This is a genomic window from Amycolatopsis sp. WAC 01375 (genome assembly GCF_003947325.1).
GTDB lineage: Bacteria > Actinomycetota > Actinomycetes > Mycobacteriales > Pseudonocardiaceae > Amycolatopsis.
In genome coordinates this window covers 1-15,024 of sequence record NZ_QHHW01000018.1, presented here as the reverse complement: position 1 = coordinate 15,024, position 15,024 = coordinate 1, and the positions used below count along the sequence as shown (strand labels likewise).

Below are 15,024 nucleotides of genomic sequence, written 5' to 3'. Positions count from 1 at the left end.
GTCAGACGGGTTGCGCGCCTGAGTGCCGTTTCCGCAAGAGGAACCGCTGGATCTTCCCGCTTGGCGTCTTGGGCAGCTCCGGAACGAAGTGCACCTCACGCGGATAGGCGTGGGCGGCGAACCTGGTCTTCACCAGTTGCTGTAGCTCGGTCGCCAGCGCGGCGTCGGCGGAGACAGCGTCCCGGACCACCACGTACGCGACGATCACCTCGCCCCGCAGCGCGTCCGGGACGCCGACGACGGCGGACTCGGCCACGGCGGAATGCTGCTGCAGCACGCTTTCCACGTCGAACGGGCCGATCCGGTAGCCCGCCATCAGGATGACGTCGTCGTCCCGCGAAGCGAAGGTCAGGTAACCGTCGGCGTCCTTGGCGGCGACGTCGCCGGTGTAGTACCAGCGGCCGTCGGGGCTGAACCGGGCCGCGGTGCGCTCGGGCGCGTCGCGGTAGCCCCGGAACCACAGGAGCGGGCTCGCGGGAAGATCCAGTGCGACCCGGCCGCGCTCCCCCGGCTCCGCGATCACGTCGGCGTCCTCGCGGAGCACCTCGACGGCGAAGCCAGGTAGCACCCGGCCCATCGAGCCCGGCCGGACCTCGGCGCGCAGATCCGGATGCCAGGCGTTGCCAACCACCATGCCGAGTTCCGTCTGTCCATAGTGGTCATGGACTCCGACGCCCAGCTTCGACGACGCCCACTCCAGGACGTCCGGGGTCAACGGTTCACCCGCCGACGAACAGTGCCGGAGGCGGAGTCCTTCCGGCACCGGCGCGTCCGCGTTGCGAAGCGCGCGGTACACCGTCGGCGCGGCGGCGAAGTTGGTGACACCGAACTTCGCCAGCACCGCCCACGTCAGCTCGGCCGAGAAACCCGCGTGCAGCAACAGGCTCCGCCTGCCGGTCGCCATCGGCGTCATGATCGCGTAGTACAGACCGTAGGCCCAGCCCGGATCGGCGGCGTTCCAGAAGACGTCGTCGGCGCGGACGTCGAGCGCGAAGTCCTGGTACGCCTGGAAACCCGCGAGCGCGCGGAGGGGAATCGGGACCGCTTTGGGGGTTCCCGTGGTCCCGGAGGTGAACAGCTCGACCAGGACTCCGTCCCCGCCGGTCACCGCGGCGTCCGGTAGAGGGGCGGCATCGGCCGCCAGTTCATGGAACGACAGATCGCCGTCGTCACCGTCGCCGACGACCACGATCCGGCGCTCGGGGTCGGCGGGCAGATCCGCGGACGGCGCCAGTTTCGAGCGCTGACCGGAGTCGGCGATGACGACCTTCGTGCCGTTGCCGGTGATGCGCAGCGCGATCGCGGGCGGCGCGAAAGCGGTGAACAGCGGAACGTGCACCGCGCCCAGCCGCCAGATCGCGAGCAGCGCCACGACCAGTTCCGCCGACTTGCCCATCAGGGTCGCGACGCGATCTCCGGGCTCGACGCCGAGGTCGCGCAGTGCCCCGGCGAACCGTTCCGACCGCTCGCGCAGCTCGCCGTAGGTGAGATCGTGAGCCGCCAGATCGGGTTCGACCACGGTGAACGCGACCGCATCCGCCGGATGCCGGTCGCACAGCAGGGCGGCGGCGCTCGCCCGCTCGTCGCCGTAGACATCGAGCAACCGCCGGACTTGAGCTTCGGTCATCGTTTCTCCCGGGACGTTGGCGAAGGCGTACAGTTCCGGGAATCGTGCGGGCGGGCCCGATCCGTCCACCACCCCCGATCGAGGGGGATCACCGAGGAGGGTGAGCCGATGCCGGTCGACGATGCCCAGCTCCTCGGCGCGGTCTCGGACCTGCGCCGCGACACCGGCCTGCCCGTCGGCTTCGCCGGGATCGCCGGCACCTCACCCCGGATGCGGCTGACCGCGTTCCTCGGCAACCGCGGCACCGCGCTGAACGGCCTGTCCGTCCGCGCGGGCTGCGGGCTCGGCGGCAAGGCACTCGCACTGACCCGGCCGGTCGTCGCCAACGGCTATCACAGCGCCACCACGATCAGTCACGACTACGACGAGCCGGTCCGCGACGAGGGCATCCACTCGGTGGTCGCGATCCCGGTCGTGGTGCGCCGCCGCGTCCGCGCCGTGCTTTACGGCGGCCTGCGTGACGAGGCCGTCCTTTCCGACCGGACGATCACCGCCGCCCTGCACTCCGCGCGCGACCTCGAACAGACCCTGGCCGTCGAGGACGAGATCGAGAGGCGGCTCGCCGAGGCGAAGCCGCTGGCCGAGCACCACGAGGAGGCTGCGCCTCGCGAACGGCTGCGCGAGGTCTACGGCGAACTCCGAGCACTCTCCAGCCAGATCACCGACAGCACTCTCCGCGACCGTCTCGACGCGGTCTGTGGCAACCTCGCCGGTGCCGCTCCCCCGGCGGTGCGCCTGGCACCGCGGGAGCTGGACACCGTAGCACTCGTCGCGCTCGGTTTGACCAACGGCGAGATCGCGCACCGGCTGGGCCTGACCGCGGAAACCGTCAAGAGCTACCTGCGGGACGCGATGCGCAAACTCGACGCGACTTCGCGGTTGCAAGCCGTCACGCACGCACGGCGAGCCGGTCTACTCCCCTGACACAGGACGGCGGCGGTAGCCCCGGCCACTCACGACCAGCTGGACCGAACTGGCGGTTTCGCGTGATCGAGTGGACGGCACGTGTGATCAGACGGCCGGCTCACGTGTCTGGACGGACGACACGCGAAACCGCCACTCACGCGGCGGCAAGTGCGTGTCTGAGACACGGTTGGCTCGAACTCGAAAGTCTCTAGGATCGACCCATGAGACGGCTGGCCGTGGTGGTCTTCAACGGGGCGTCGCTCGGCGCGATGTCGTTCGCGTTCGGCGTGTTCGAGATGGCTTCGGCCTTCGGGGAGCTGCCCGACCTCGAACTCAAGGTCGTCGGCGGCGAACCGGAGACCGCGCTGCGAGGCGGCGGCTTGACCGTGCCGGTCCCCGAAGACCTCGGCGCGGTCCGGGACGCGGACCTGGTGCTGGTCCCGAACTGGCGGTCGCCGATGGAGGATCCGCCGGCAGCCGCGCTGGAGGCGCTCCGCGCGGCACACGACCGGGGCGCCCGGGTGGCCGGATTGTGCAGCGGCGCCTTCGTACTGGCCGCGGCCGGGCTGCTCGACGGGCGCCCCGCGACCACGCACTGGGCGATGGCGCCGCTGCTCGCGGCCCGGTTCCCGGCCGTCCTCCTCGACGAATCGGTGCTCTACATCGACGACGGCGACATCCTGACCGCGGGCGGTGGCGCGGCGGGGATGGACCTCGGCCTGCACCTGATCCGCTCGTGGTGCGGCGCGGAGGTGGCGAACCGGCTGGCGAAGGGCATGGTCGTCCCGCCGCACCGGCCTGGCGGGCAGGCTCAGTACATCGAGTCGCCGATGCCGGAGCTCGACGAGGGCGACCCGGTGTCGGAGACGATGGCCTGGGCGCTGACCAGGCTGGACACGGCGCTCCCGGTCGACGAACTCGCCAGGCGGGCGCATATGAGCAGGCGCAACTACGATCGCCGGTTCCGTGAGATCACCGGTGCCGCGCCCGGCACTTGGCTCACCCACCAGCGCGTCATCCGCGCGCAGCAGTTGCTCGAGTCCACCGATCTCCCGGTCGACGAGATCGCCAGGTACTGCGGGTTCTCCTCGTCCGCCGCGCTTCGCCCGCATTTCCGGCGACAGGTCGGGGTCACGCCGGTGTCCTACCGGGAGACGTTCGGGACCAGGCTGGGCGTGCCCGAACCCATCCTGTCCTGAAACAGACCTTGGTTGGCGAAAACACCGCTCACGGTCGGCGCCTCGGTCCGGCCACGATCGGGACATGACCGAAGACAGCCGTTCCTTCCTCAACCGCCGGTCCATGCTCACCCTCGGCGCGGGGGCCGCGGCCGCGCTCGTGGCCTCGGGTGGCGTCGCCGAGGCAGGCCAGTCCGGTGCCCCGAGCGACGCGGCACTCGCCCGGTCCCTCCCCGGCGGGTTCCGCAGCGAATACGCCCAGGTCGACGGGGTCCGGTTGCACTACGTCGCCGGTGGCCGGGGCGAGCCGCTGATCCTGCTGCCGGGCTGGCCGGAGACGTGGTGGCAGTACCGCGCGATCATGCCGGAGCTGGCGAAGCGGTACCGCGTGATCGCCGTCGACCTGCGGGGCATGGGCGGCTCGGGCAAGCCCCGAGGCGGGTACGACAAGAAGACGATGGCACGCGACATCTTCGGCCTCCTGCGCACGCTGGGCCATCGGCAGGCGCATATCGCCGGACACGACATCGGCGCCATGGTCGCGTTCGCCTTCGCCGCCAACCACCCCGAAGCGACGAAGACCGTCACGCTCATGGACGTCTCGCATCCCGACGAAAGCCTGTACCAGCTCCCGATGCTGGCCCCGCCAGGGCAACCGGTGAACGTCTGGTGGTTCGCCTTCAACCAGGTCGCGGCGCTACCCGAACAGCTGTTGGCCGGCCGGTCCCGCTTCCTCGTCGACTGGATGTTCGACCATCTGGCGGCCGATCCGGCCTCGATCGCGGCCCGGGACCGGGCGATCTACGCCGCCGCGTACGACCGCCCGGACGCGATCCGCGCGGGGAACGGCTGGTACCAGACGTTCGGCCAGGACATCGAGGACCAGAAGGCCTACACGAAGATCGCCGCCCCGATGCTGGGGCTGGGCTCGGAGTTCAACTACGACTACCTCGCCGCGGTGCTGCCGTCGAAGGCGGCCGACGTCCGGGTGCGGAAGATCGCCGGTTCCGGGCACTTCGTCGCGGAGGAGCAACCGCGGGCTGTCACCGACGAGCTACTGACCTTCCTCGGGTGAGGCCGATACCCCGAATGGGTCAGCACCGCGCGCTGAACCGGGCGATTCACTCGGTCAGGTGAAAGACGCGGCCAGCCGTCATTCTCGCGACGGGGGTCCCTCTTCTCTGGTGTGTCGGTACCGGCCGGGCAGCCCCCCGAACGGCCGGTACCGACACGGAAGTTCAGCTCAACCGATCCACCAGCGGGCCTTGTAGATCCACGCGCCGTGCAGCGCCAGCTCGGCGCGTGGAAAGGCCAGCCGGACGGTGTCCGTGCACCACGTGCACAGGTGGCCGTCCTGCACCGAGGCCGTCAGGATCTGCCCGGTCCGGGGGTTCGTCGACACACTCTTCACATGCGGCCGGTCGATCTCGCGCGCGCCCGCGTAGCGCTGGGTGAACCCGCCGCTCGTCTTCGAGAACTGGTACACGCCCGCTTCCGTGGTCACCCACAGCAGATCCGGCCGATGCGGGATCGGCTGGAGGTCGTGCCCGCCCTTGCTCGGCACCGGCACGGACCGCTGCTCGGTGAGCACCGGCGCCGCGGGGGGCCCGCCGACGCTCAACGCGACGAGCGCGTCGGTGCCCAAGGCCCACAACACGTTCCGGCCGGCGTCCCAGACCACGCCGTGTGCCCCCACCAGCCGATACTCGGCGTAGGTCGTCGAGCGCTGCCCCTGGGAAGCGGTGTAGACCCGCACCCAGCCACCGGTGCTGGCCGCCACCGCGACGTTCCCGTCCGGCAGCAGTTCGATGCTGTGCGGGTTGGCCGGCCCGCCGACGTTCGCCGCCCAGTACGCCCGGTCGCCGGCCGGATACGGCACGACCGCCGCGAAACCACCCGACGCCGACGTCAGCAGGTACTTCTCGCCGTTGCGTTCGGCGAGTTTCGCGTCGCTCGGGTTGCTCCACGAGCCCGCGAGGTCCGCCAGCCCGTTGGCGGCGTTCGGTGCCCACGCCCAGCTCGGCTTCCGGTTCTGCCAGGACGTCCGGTCGGCGGGCACCACCAGGATCCGTTTGGACGCCTGCTCGGTGATGACGATCGAACCGCGATCGCGCCCACCCGCGTCCGCCACCGCCGGCGCGGACGCCGCCACCGAAAGGCCCGCGATGGCCAGCGCCACCAAGGATTTCCGCATGATCTTCATACGGAGACCGAACCCGCTGCGGATGACGGCCGGGTGGCGGTGATCGGAAACGTGGGTGTCGACGAGATGACCCTGGATCAGAGGGGCGCCTCCGTCCGCCGGAGCAGCACTTCGCCGACCTCACGGCGTCCCGTCATCGGCACCGGGCGGCCGTATCCGAAGCGCAGTACCGTGTGAGGACGGCCGAGGTCGGCGAAGACCCGGTCCATCGCGACCCGGGTCTCCGGGGTTTCGAACGGCCTGCCGACGAACGACGTCGCGAGGCCGGCCGCCGTCGCGGTCAGCAGCACCCGCTGCAGCACCATTCCGGCCCGCAGGTCCGCGGCGGGGCCGCCGCCCGCGGTAAGGACCGCGCCGAGCACCGGCTCGCCGCCTTCGGGTTCGGCGGCGAAGAACGACTCCTGCGCGGGAATGCCGTGCGGCGACGGTGGTCCGGCCGGTGCCGGGACACCGTCCGGGGCGTTGGCCGCCCGCCGGGTCCACAGCGCGACCTCCGCCTGGAACACGCCGTTGCGCGCCTGCGCGGCCTCGGCCCGGTGCAGCACGCGCGCGACCGCGTTCGCCCGGTCGCCCCGGCCGAACAGTTCCAGCAGCCCGCCTTCCACCAGCGCGGACGCGCGCAACGTCGTCCGTGCCCAGACGGGAACCGGCCGGTCCAGGAACGGACGGCGGTTCGTGTGACGACGGAAGACGGCTTCGGCGAGTTTTCGCTCCTCCGGTGAGGAAAACCGGTCGTCGCCGATCACGAGTTCGGCGAGCAGATCCGGCTCCCCCGGTTCCGGTACGACCCGGACCGAGAGGGTCTTGCCGTTGGACCGCAACGAAACGATCAGGTTGAACATCGCCGCGCCGCACGAAAGCCGTGCCTCACGGGCGTCCGGGTCGGCGATCCGGAGCACCCTGGAGCGGTCGAGCCGCACCTCGATCCGGTCCTGGTCGACGACGAACCGCCACGGCTGGGTGTTGAGCGGGGACGGCGCGCGGACGGCGGCCGCCACCGCCTGATCGACGGGTGTGGGTAACGGGATCGTCATGGTGGTCTCCGAGGGAAACTGGGGATTGGTCCACCTTCGGCCGGGGTACCCGGCGACCGCAGCGGCCGCCGGTCACGAATTCCGAGGACTTTCGCCCCCGATTCCCGGAGAGCGAGGACTTGGGACCCTGTGCCACGAACGGCGGTGGTGAGAGCCTCGATGACCGGAACGGAGCCGACGATGACGGACAACTGGACGATCGACGTGTCCCTGCAGCACGAGCCGTATCGAGTGCGCGCGGAGGCGTTGCTCCGGCTCGAAGACGGTGGCGAGTTCGTCGGTGTCGGACTCGCGGAGGCCGGGCTGAGAAACAGTTCGGCCTCCCAGATCGGCGCCTATCTCGCGGTGACGCGGGCACTTTCGGACCTCACCGCTGAACTGCTCGAGACCGTCGCCTCCGACGTCGCCCGCTCGATCGAAGTCGACGGGATCCTCACCGCGCAGTCGTCGAACTGACTCGGGTCAGCGCAAAGGGGCCGACCACTCGACCCTGGTGCCGCCCTCGTCGCGGGTCTCCGCCTGGAACGTCCCGCCCGCCTTCTCCGCACGGTCGCGCAGTCCACCTGGCTCACCGGCGGTCCCGGTGCCGTCGTCGGTGACCACGATCCGCAGGACGTCGTCCTTCACGGTGACGCTCACCGAAACTCCGCTCGCCCGCGCGTGCCGGACGACGTTGCCGACCGTCTCCCGCACCACCGCCTCGACGTGTTCGGCGAACGGGAGGGGAATCGAGTCGAGCGGCCCGGACAGGCTGACCGTCGGGTGGATCGGGGTTTCGTCGGTGAGTTCGGCGATCGAGTCGTAGAGGCGGTGCCGCAGCCGCACTCCCTGCTGCCCCGCCTCGCCGCCGTGGAGGTCGAAGATCGCCGTACGGATCTCGTGCACGATCTCGTGCATCTGGTCGATGCTCTCGCCGATCCGCCGCCGCAGTTCCGGGGTGTCCGCCCGGCGGTGCGTGCTCTGCATGGCGAGACCGACCGCGAACAGCCGCTGGATCACGTGGTCGTGCAGTTCCCTGGCGATCCGGTCCCGGTCGGCGAGCACGTCGAGTTCCCTCGCCGTGCGCTGCCGCGCCGCCAGCTGGAGCGCGAGCGCGGCCTGGTCGGCGAACGAGGCCACCACCGGCAATTGGGCGAGCTCGAACGGGACCGCGCCCGGATTCCGCACCGCCATCAGCACTCCGGACGTGCGTTCTCGCGCCCGGAGCGGCACCACGAGCGTCGGGCCGAGGCCGAACTCGCCCTCGGGACCGAGTGCCAGTTCCGGGACGCTGCGCGGGGTCCGGTCGCGGTAGACCGCCCCCGGCACCGAGTCGGCGACGCTGATCCGCGCCCCGGTCAGTTCCGCGGCCCGCGCGCCCGCGCACACCGCGATGGTGAGTTCGTCGGCCTCGTCCTTGCCGACGTCGAGCCCGCCGGAACCGGGTAGTGCCAGCAGAGTCAGGTCGGAACCGGTCAGTTCCAGTGCCCGCCCGGCGATCAAGTTGAGCGCGTCGACGGGGTCGGTGCCGCCGAGCAGTTCCGTGGTCACCTCGCTGGTGGCGGCCTGCCATTGCTGGCGGATCCGCGCCCGCTCGTAGAGGTGGGCGTTCTCGATCGCGATGCCCGCCGCCGCGGCGAGCGCCTGGACGACCACCTCGTCGTCGTCGGTGAACCCCTCCCCGCGTTTTTCGGTGAGGTACAGATTCCCGAACACCTCGTCGCGCACCCGGATCGGCACGCCGAGGAACGACCGCATCGGCGGATGGCGCGGCGGGAACCCGACCGAAGCGGGATGCCGCGAGATGTCGGCCAGCCGCACCGGTTTCGCCTCATCGATGACGAAACCCAGCAGCCCGTGCCCTTTCGGGAGATGCCCGATCTGTTGCTCCGTCCGACCGTCGATACCGAGGTAGACGAATTCGGAGAGCGAACCGTCGTCCGCGATCACCCCGAGCGCGCCATAGGTGGCTTCACCGAGATCGATCGCCGCCCGCACGATCCGGCGCAGCGTCGTGTCCAGCTCCAGCCCCGAAGCGACCGCGAGCACCGCTTCGAGCAGGCCGTCCATCTTGTCGCGCGTGCCGATGAGCCGTTCGATGCGCTCTTGAAGGTCCCCCAGCACTTCACGGACCCGCAGCTGGGAAAGCGCGCCAGTGACCCGGTCGTCGCTTCCGCCCAGCCGGTCATGAGCCGACATCCTGCTGCGCCTCCGAAGATCGGGACGAGTCGCGGCCGTGGTGACTTTCTCCTCTTTCGGCCCCGCACCGCGGACGGGGACCGTCTCATCGAGACAACCGTATTACCCGTGGCACGGCGGCGGGAGAAACCATGACCATACAAGTCACCGGGGTCGGGCGCTTGAACTCCGAACAGGTGAATTCCGTGCTCCGGTCGGCCACTCTGGCGCCGTCGACGCACAACACCCAGCCGTGGCTCTTCCGCTGCACCGGCACCGGGATCGAACTCCACGCCGATCCGCGCCGGATCCTCCCGGTCACGGATCCGGACGGCCGTGAACTCGTCCTCTCCTGCGGCGCCGCCCTGTTCACCCTCAGGACGGCGATCCACGCCTCGGGTTTCCACCCGGCGACGACCCTCGTGCCGAGCCGCACCGATCCCGATCTGCTGGCCGTCGTCCGCCCGCTCGCCGAACGCACGCCGGATCCGAAGGTCTCGCGGCTCGCCCAAGCGATCCCGCGCCGCCGGACCAACCGGCGACCGTTCCTGTCCCGTGCCACCCCGGAATCCACGCTCGCCGTACTCCGGCACGCCACCGAACTCGAGCACGCGTGGATGTCGCGCCTCGACGCCGAACAGTGCCGTCGCCTGCGTGACCTCACCGAACGCGCCCGCCGGGCACAGCTCGCCGACCCCGCCTTCCTCGCCGAACTCGGCCGCTGGACCGGACTGGCCGCGGGCACTCGCGACGGAGTGCCGTCCTACGCGACCGAAGGCGCTCCCGCCGACGAAAGCTGGATCCTCGACGAATTCGGCGAAGCGAACGGCGGCATGCGGCCTGCTCCGCTCGTGGTGATGATCGGGTCGCTGACCGACGAACGGATCGACCGGCTCCAGGCCGGTCAAGCACTGCAACGGGTTCTGCTCACCGCGACCGGCGCCGGACTCGACGCGTCGTTCATCTCCCCGCCGACCATGGTCCGCGAGGCCCGTGCCGAACTCCGGCGCCTTCTCGGCTGTGGCGTGTGGCCCCAGGTGCTGCTGCGCGTCGGCTACGGCTCACCGTTGCCGTGGACGCCGCGCCGCCCGCTGGAGGATGTCGTACTCGACACGCTCATCTCCGCTTGAGGCGCGCCGTCACTGCCGCCGCAGTTCGGTGGCCAGCACGGCCGCCTGGGTGCGCCGCTGCATCCCCAGTTTCGTCAGCAACCGCGACACGTAGTTCTTCACGGTCTTTTCCGCGAGGAACATCCGCTCGGCGATCTGCCGGTTGGTCAGTCCCTCGCCGATCAGTTCCAGCAGCGTGCGCTCCTGATCGGAAAGCCCGGCGAGCGGGCCCTTCTTGGCGGCGTCGTCGCGGAACTTCGCCATCAGCGTCGCGGCGGCCCGCGTGTCCAGCAACGACCGGCCGAGGCCGACCTCCTTGACCGCCGCCACCAGATCCATCCCCCGGATATCCTTGATGACGTAACCGCTCGCGCCCGCCATGATCGCGTCCAGCATCGCCTGCTCGTCGGTGTAGGAGGTGAGCATCAGGCATTTCAGTTCGGGCATCTTGGAGCGCAGTTCCCGCGCGAGTTCGACGCCGTTGCCGTCCGGCAGCCGCACGTCGAGTACCGCGACATCCGGTCGCAACGCCGGGATCCTCGCCAGCGCCTGGGAAAACGTGGCGGCCTGGCCGACAACGCACAGGCCCGTGTCCTCCTCGAGCATGTCCGCGACGCCTCGGCGGACCACCTCGTGATCGTCGACCAGAAACACCCGGAGCATTCCGACCTCCACGGTTTTCCTCCTCGGATGAGAGCGTACGGCGCACGACCGGTCACTGCGACAGGCCAAAGGGACTTGTTCGGCGCCCGTTCGGGTGGCCGCCGCCGTCCGGACCAGGTTCATTTGCATCATTCGAGTCAGGACGTTCTGTTCTTCCCGGGGCGGTCACGCCGCTGCGACGATCACTTCATGTCCGAGACCATGCTTTCGACGGCCACGTCGGCCGGCTCTCCCGACCCGACCGACGACGTCGTGGCCATGCGCGACCGCATCCGCTTCTACCGGGCCCGCGCCGAGCAACTCCAGTACGCGCTGGATCACCGGCTTCCCATCGAACAGGCGAAGGGAATCCTCGCCGAGCGTTACCAGATCGACATCGATGCGGCGTTCGAAATGCTTCGCTCGTTCTGCCGTAACAACAACATGAAGATCCACGACGTCGCCAGGACACTCGTCGACCAGCTGAGCGAAGGCGATCGCCGAGTCTCTTGCTGAGTCACGCCAAGTTCGGCGGGGGGCCCGCGACCACCACCGGCGCCGCAGACCGCGCGGGCACGGACCGCGTGATGAACCGAACGCCGCCCCCCAGACTTCGGGTGCTCGTCGCGGACGACAACCCGGTGATCGGCGACGCGTTGCGCGCGCTCCTGGAATCCGAACCGGACATCGAGGTGGTCGGCATCGCGCTGGACGCCGGTGAAGCGGTCGCGCTCGCGGAACTGCTGACCCCGGAGGTCGCCGTGCTGGACGTCCGGATCCCCGGTGGCGGCGGCGCGTGGATGGCGCGGGAGATCCGGCGGAGGGTGCCCCGCACCCGGCTGATGGCGTTCTCCGCGCACAGCGACACCCGGTCCATCGCCCAGATGGCCTCCGCGGGCGTCACGGAATACCTCGTGAAGGGCAGCCCCAACACCGAGATCGTCGCGGCCATCCGCCGCCTCTGCGCGAACAGCGCCGACACGGCTTGAGCGCGGCTCAGTCCGCGAGCCAGCGTTCCATACAGGTCAGCAGTTCCTCCGCGTTCACGGGTTTGGTGACGTAGTCGCTCGCCCCGGCGGCGAGACTCTTCTCGCGGTCCCCTTCCATCGCCTTCGCGGTCACCGTGATGATCGGCAGGCCGGCGAACCTCGGCATCTCGCGGATCGCGGCCGTCGTCGCGTGGCCGTCCATCTCCGGCATCATCACGTCCATCAGGATCAGGTCGATGCCGTCGTCGGCCAGCAGTTCCTCGATGCCCTTGCGGCCGTTGGGCGCGTGGACCACCGAGAGACCGTGCAGTTCGAGCATCCCGGAGATCGCGAACACGTTGCGGGCGTCGTCGTCGACGAGCAGGACCTTGCGCCCCCGCAGCCGAGGTGGTCCGGCGGGCGGTTCGGTGGTCTGAGCCGTCTCCTCCGGGCTCACCTCGGGCTGGTGCATCAACGGCAGGATGCCTTCGAGTTCACTCGCCGAGATGTGCAGCATGATGCGCTCCCGCAGCATGTCCAGCGACGGCAGCAGCTCGACCGGATGCACCCGCGCGTGCCCGTGCAGCAACCGTTCCTGCGCGGCACTGAGCTTGCGGGTCGCGTACGCCAGCACGGGGACTTCGACCGGATCCGGGCCATCGGCGAGCCGTTTGAGGAACGTCAACGCGCTCGTCCCGGGGATGCTGGTGTCGAGCACGACGCAGCGGTAGCTGTCGCGCTTCAGCTCCTCGAACGCTTCCGCCGGATCGGACACCGCCTTCACCTGGACCGAACCGTGGCTGTCCGCGACGTCGGCCGCGACGCCGCGGGCGAGCAGGGTCAGCAGGCTGTTCTGCTCGGTCTCCACCACCAGTACGCGTTGTTCCGCGCCATCGGTGTCCACTGTGGCCCCTGTGAAGTCTTCGGAACCGGGGGCCATGGCGAACCTCGCCACCGGCAGGTAGAGGGTGAACGTGCTGCCCGTTCCCAGCGCGCTGTCCGCCCGGATCTCGCCGCCGAGCAGGTAGGCGACCTCACGGCTGATCGACAGGCCGAGCCCGGTGCCGCCGTACTTGCGGCTGGTGGTGCCGTCGGCCTGCTGGAAGGCACCGAAGATCGATTCGAGGTTTTCCTCGGCGATCCCGATCCCGGTGTCGATGACGCTGAAGGCCACCAGCGATTCGTGCGGGAGCGGGCCTGACGGCGAAACGATCGTGTCGACCAGTTTGACCCGCAGTTCGACGCGGCCGTCTTCGGTGAACTTGACCGCGTTCGACAGCAGGTTCCGCAGCACCTGCCGCAGTCGCTGCTCGTCGGTGAACAGCAGCTCCGGCACGTTCGGTTCCACGGTGACCTGGAAGTCGAGCCCCTTCTCCGCCGTCAGCGGACGGAACGTCGTGCCGACGTAGTCGAGCAGCTGGCGCAGCGGGAACGGCTCGTGGTGGATGTCCATCTTTCCCGCCTCGACCTTCGACAGGTCGAGGATGTCGTTGATCAACTGCAGCAGATCGGTGCCCGCGGACTGGATGACCTTGGCGAACTCGACCTGTTTCGGTGTCAGGTTCTGGGTCGAGTTCTGCGACAGGACCCCGGCGAGGATCAGGAGGCTGGTCAACGGCGTCCGGAGTTCGTGCGACATGTTGGCCAGGAACTCCGACTTGTACTTCGACGCCAGCGCGAGCTGCTGCGCGCGTTCCTCGATCTCCTGGCGTGCCTGCTCGATCTCGAAGTTCTTCACCTCGATGTCGCGGTTCTGCCTGGCGAGCAGTTCGGCCTTCTCCTCCAGTTCCGCGTTCGACACCTGGAGTTTCGCCTGCTGCGCCTGGAGTTCCTCCGAGCGGGCCTGCAGTTCCTGTGCGAGCCGCTGGGATTCCTCCAGCAGGGAATCGGTCCGCGCGTTGGCGATGATCGTGTTGACGTTGACGCCGATGGTCTCCATCAGCTGTTCGAGGAAATCCTTGCGGACGGCGGTGAACTCGCCGAACGACGCGAGTTCGATGACGCCGAGCACCTGGTCCTCGAAGACGATCGGCAGCACGATCAGGGTGACCGGCGGGGCGGAGCCGAGACTCGACGAGATCTTCACGAAACCCGGCGGTGTCCGGTCGACCACGATCGGTTTCTTGGTCTGCGCGGCCTGCCCGATCAGCGACTGCCCCATCGCGAAACCCGACGGCGTGTCCGGGTCCTCGCTGTGCCCGTAGCTGGTGATCAGCCGCAGCCGGGTGCCGTTCTCGCCGGTCTCGGTGAGGAACAACGTCCCGTGCTGCGCGCCGACCAACGGGGTCAGCTCGTTCATGATCAACGTGGCCACCACCCGCAGATCCCGGTGGCCCTGCATCAGGCCCGAGATCCGGGCGAGGTTGGTGTTGAGCCAGTCCTGCTCCTCGTTGGCCCGCGTGGTCTCGCGCAACGACTGGACCATCGCGTTGATGTTGTCCTTCAGCTCCGCGACCTCGCCTTGCGCCTCGACGGAGATGGACCGGGTGAGGTCGCCGGTGGCCACCGCGCTGGTGACCTCGGCGATCGCCCGGACCTGGCGGGTCAGGTTCCCGGCCAGCTCGTTGACATTCTCCGTCAGCCGCTTCCAGGTGCCCGAAACACCTTCGACCTCCGCCTGGCCACCGAGCCGTCCTTCACTGCCGACTTCGCGGGCGACCCGCGTGACCTCCGCAGCGAACGCTGAAAGCTGGTCGACCATCGTGTTGATGGTGGTCTTGAGCTCCAGGATCTCGCCGCGCGCGTCGACGTCGATCTTGCGGGAGAGGTCGCCCCGCGCGACCGCAGTGGTCACCTGGGCGATGTTGCGGACCTGTCCGGTGAGGTTGTTCGCCATCGAGTTGACGTTGTCGGTGAGGTCCTTCCACGTACCGGCGACGTTCGGCACCCTGGCCTGCCCGCCGAGGATGCCCTCGGTGCCGACCTCCCGCGCCACGCGGGTGACCTCGTCCGCGAAGGCGGACAGTGTGTCGACCATCGTGTTGATCGTCTGCGCGAGCGCGGCGACCTCGCCCTTGGCCTCGACGGTGATCTTCTGGGACAGGTCGCCCCTGGCGACGGCGGTCGCGACCTGGGCGATGGAGCGCACCTGATCGGTCAGGTTGTCCGCCATGACGTTGACCGACTCGGTCAGGCCCTTCCACGTCCCCGACACACCCTTGACGTCCGCCTGACCACCCAGCCGTCCCTCGGTGCCCACC

The 15,024-nt window shown here is 69.5% G+C and carries 13 protein-coding genes; 7 read left to right on the top strand and 6 right to left on the bottom strand.

Going from position 1 to position 15,024, the window contains the following annotated elements:
• Position 1: 1 nt before the first annotated feature.
• Positions 2 to 1,627 (bottom strand): AMP-binding protein, encoded by a 1,626-nt coding sequence (locus DL991_RS08505; protein ID WP_125782726.1) that lies wholly within the window; start codon positions 1,625 to 1,627, stop codon positions 2 to 4.
• 108 nt (positions 1,628 to 1,735) lie between these two features.
• Between DL991_RS08505 and DL991_RS08500 the strand changes: the two genes are divergently transcribed.
• The 3 genes from DL991_RS08500 to DL991_RS08490 all read left to right on the top strand — a co-directional run bounded on the left by DL991_RS08500 (position 1,736) and on the right by DL991_RS08490 (position 4,786).
• Complete coding sequence (locus DL991_RS08500) at positions 1,736 to 2,551, top strand: helix-turn-helix transcriptional regulator (RefSeq protein ID WP_125782724.1); 816 nt, start codon at positions 1,736 to 1,738, stop codon at positions 2,549 to 2,551.
• A gap of 203 nt (positions 2,552 to 2,754) precedes the next feature.
• Positions 2,755 to 3,732, top strand: a complete 978-nt coding sequence (locus DL991_RS08495) for a GlxA family transcriptional regulator (RefSeq protein ID WP_125782722.1) — start codon at positions 2,755 to 2,757, stop codon at positions 3,730 to 3,732.
• A gap of 64 nt (positions 3,733 to 3,796) precedes the next feature.
• Positions 3,797 to 4,786 (top strand): alpha/beta fold hydrolase, encoded by a 990-nt coding sequence (locus tag DL991_RS08490; protein WP_125782720.1) that lies wholly within the window; start codon positions 3,797 to 3,799, stop codon positions 4,784 to 4,786.
• A 168-nt stretch (positions 4,787 to 4,954) separates the two neighbouring features.
• On the opposite strand, the gene DL991_RS08485 is transcribed toward DL991_RS08490, so the two are convergent.
• Together DL991_RS08485 and DL991_RS08480 are read right to left on the bottom strand one after the other, a co-directional pair.
• Positions 4,955 to 5,914 (bottom strand): DUF6528 family protein, encoded by a 960-nt coding sequence (locus DL991_RS08485; protein WP_125782718.1) that lies wholly within the window; start codon positions 5,912 to 5,914, stop codon positions 4,955 to 4,957.
• 77 nt (positions 5,915 to 5,991) lie between these two features.
• Positions 5,992 to 6,948: a hypothetical protein gene (locus tag DL991_RS08480; RefSeq protein WP_125782716.1), complete on the bottom strand. Its 957-nt coding sequence runs from the start codon at positions 6,946 to 6,948 to the stop codon at positions 5,992 to 5,994.
• A gap of 159 nt (positions 6,949 to 7,107) precedes the next feature.
• Between DL991_RS08480 and DL991_RS08475 the strand changes: the two genes are divergently transcribed.
• Complete coding sequence (locus DL991_RS08475) at positions 7,108 to 7,404, top strand: dsRBD fold-containing protein (protein WP_125782714.1); 297 nt, start codon at positions 7,108 to 7,110, stop codon at positions 7,402 to 7,404.
• 6 nt (positions 7,405 to 7,410) lie between these two features.
• Here DL991_RS08475 and DL991_RS08470 read toward each other — a convergent pair whose 3' ends face one another.
• Entirely contained in the window at positions 7,411 to 9,126 is a 1,716-nt protein-coding gene (locus tag DL991_RS08470; RefSeq protein WP_125782712.1) for a GAF domain-containing sensor histidine kinase, read from the bottom strand.
• Between the two features lie 131 nt (positions 9,127 to 9,257).
• On the opposite strand from DL991_RS08470, the gene DL991_RS08465 reads away from it, so the two are divergent.
• Positions 9,258 to 10,235, top strand: coding sequence for a nitroreductase family protein (locus DL991_RS08465; protein ID WP_125782710.1), 978 nt, complete (start codon positions 9,258 to 9,260; stop codon positions 10,233 to 10,235).
• Between the two features lie 9 nt (positions 10,236 to 10,244).
• Here DL991_RS08465 and DL991_RS08460 read toward each other — a convergent pair whose 3' ends face one another.
• Complete coding sequence (locus tag DL991_RS08460; RefSeq protein WP_199746749.1) at positions 10,245 to 10,877, bottom strand: response regulator transcription factor; 633 nt, start codon at positions 10,875 to 10,877, stop codon at positions 10,245 to 10,247.
• Between the two features lie 189 nt (positions 10,878 to 11,066).
• On the opposite strand from DL991_RS08460, the gene DL991_RS08455 reads away from it, so the two are divergent.
• Positions 11,067 to 11,372 (top strand): ANTAR domain-containing protein, encoded by a 306-nt coding sequence (locus DL991_RS08455; protein ID WP_125782706.1) that lies wholly within the window; start codon positions 11,067 to 11,069, stop codon positions 11,370 to 11,372.
• Between the two features lie 71 nt (positions 11,373 to 11,443).
• Positions 11,444 to 11,845: a response regulator transcription factor gene (locus tag DL991_RS08450; RefSeq protein WP_233598724.1), complete on the top strand. Its 402-nt coding sequence runs from the start codon at positions 11,444 to 11,446 to the stop codon at positions 11,843 to 11,845.
• 7 nt (positions 11,846 to 11,852) lie between these two features.
• On the opposite strand, the gene DL991_RS08445 is transcribed toward DL991_RS08450, so the two are convergent.
• The coding region (locus DL991_RS08445) for a response regulator (protein WP_125782704.1) at positions 11,853 to 15,024 on the bottom strand (3,172 nt) is incomplete at its 5' end.

Bases quoted from the DNA above. Each gene is read 5' to 3' on its own strand.
- DL991_RS08465 (WP_125782710.1), top strand. From the start codon at position 9,258: ATGACCATACAAGTCACCGGGGTCGGGCGCTTGAACTCCGAACAGGTG.
- DL991_RS08460 (WP_199746749.1), bottom strand. From the start codon at position 10,877: ATGCTCCGGGTGTTTCTGGTCGACGATCACGAGGTGGTCCGCCGAGGC.
- DL991_RS08475 (WP_125782714.1), top strand. From the start codon at position 7,108: ATGACCGGAACGGAGCCGACGATGACGGACAACTGGACGATCGACGTG.
- DL991_RS08505 (WP_125782726.1), bottom strand. From the start codon at position 1,627: ATGACCGAAGCTCAAGTCCGGCGGTTGCTCGATGTCTACGGCGACGAG.
- DL991_RS08455 (WP_125782706.1), top strand. From the start codon at position 11,067: ATGTCCGAGACCATGCTTTCGACGGCCACGTCGGCCGGCTCTCCCGAC.
- DL991_RS08480 (WP_125782716.1), bottom strand. From the start codon at position 6,948: ATGACGATCCCGTTACCCACACCCGTCGATCAGGCGGTGGCGGCCGCC.
- DL991_RS08485 (WP_125782718.1), bottom strand. From the start codon at position 5,914: ATGAAGATCATGCGGAAATCCTTGGTGGCGCTGGCCATCGCGGGCCTT.
- DL991_RS08495 (WP_125782722.1), top strand. From the start codon at position 2,755: ATGAGACGGCTGGCCGTGGTGGTCTTCAACGGGGCGTCGCTCGGCGCG.
- DL991_RS08470 (WP_125782712.1), bottom strand. From the start codon at position 9,126: ATGTCGGCTCATGACCGGCTGGGCGGAAGCGACGACCGGGTCACTGGC.
- DL991_RS08500 (WP_125782724.1), top strand. From the start codon at position 1,736: ATGCCGGTCGACGATGCCCAGCTCCTCGGCGCGGTCTCGGACCTGCGC.
- DL991_RS08450 (WP_233598724.1), top strand. From the start codon at position 11,444: ATGAACCGAACGCCGCCCCCCAGACTTCGGGTGCTCGTCGCGGACGAC.
- DL991_RS08490 (WP_125782720.1), top strand. From the start codon at position 3,797: ATGACCGAAGACAGCCGTTCCTTCCTCAACCGCCGGTCCATGCTCACC.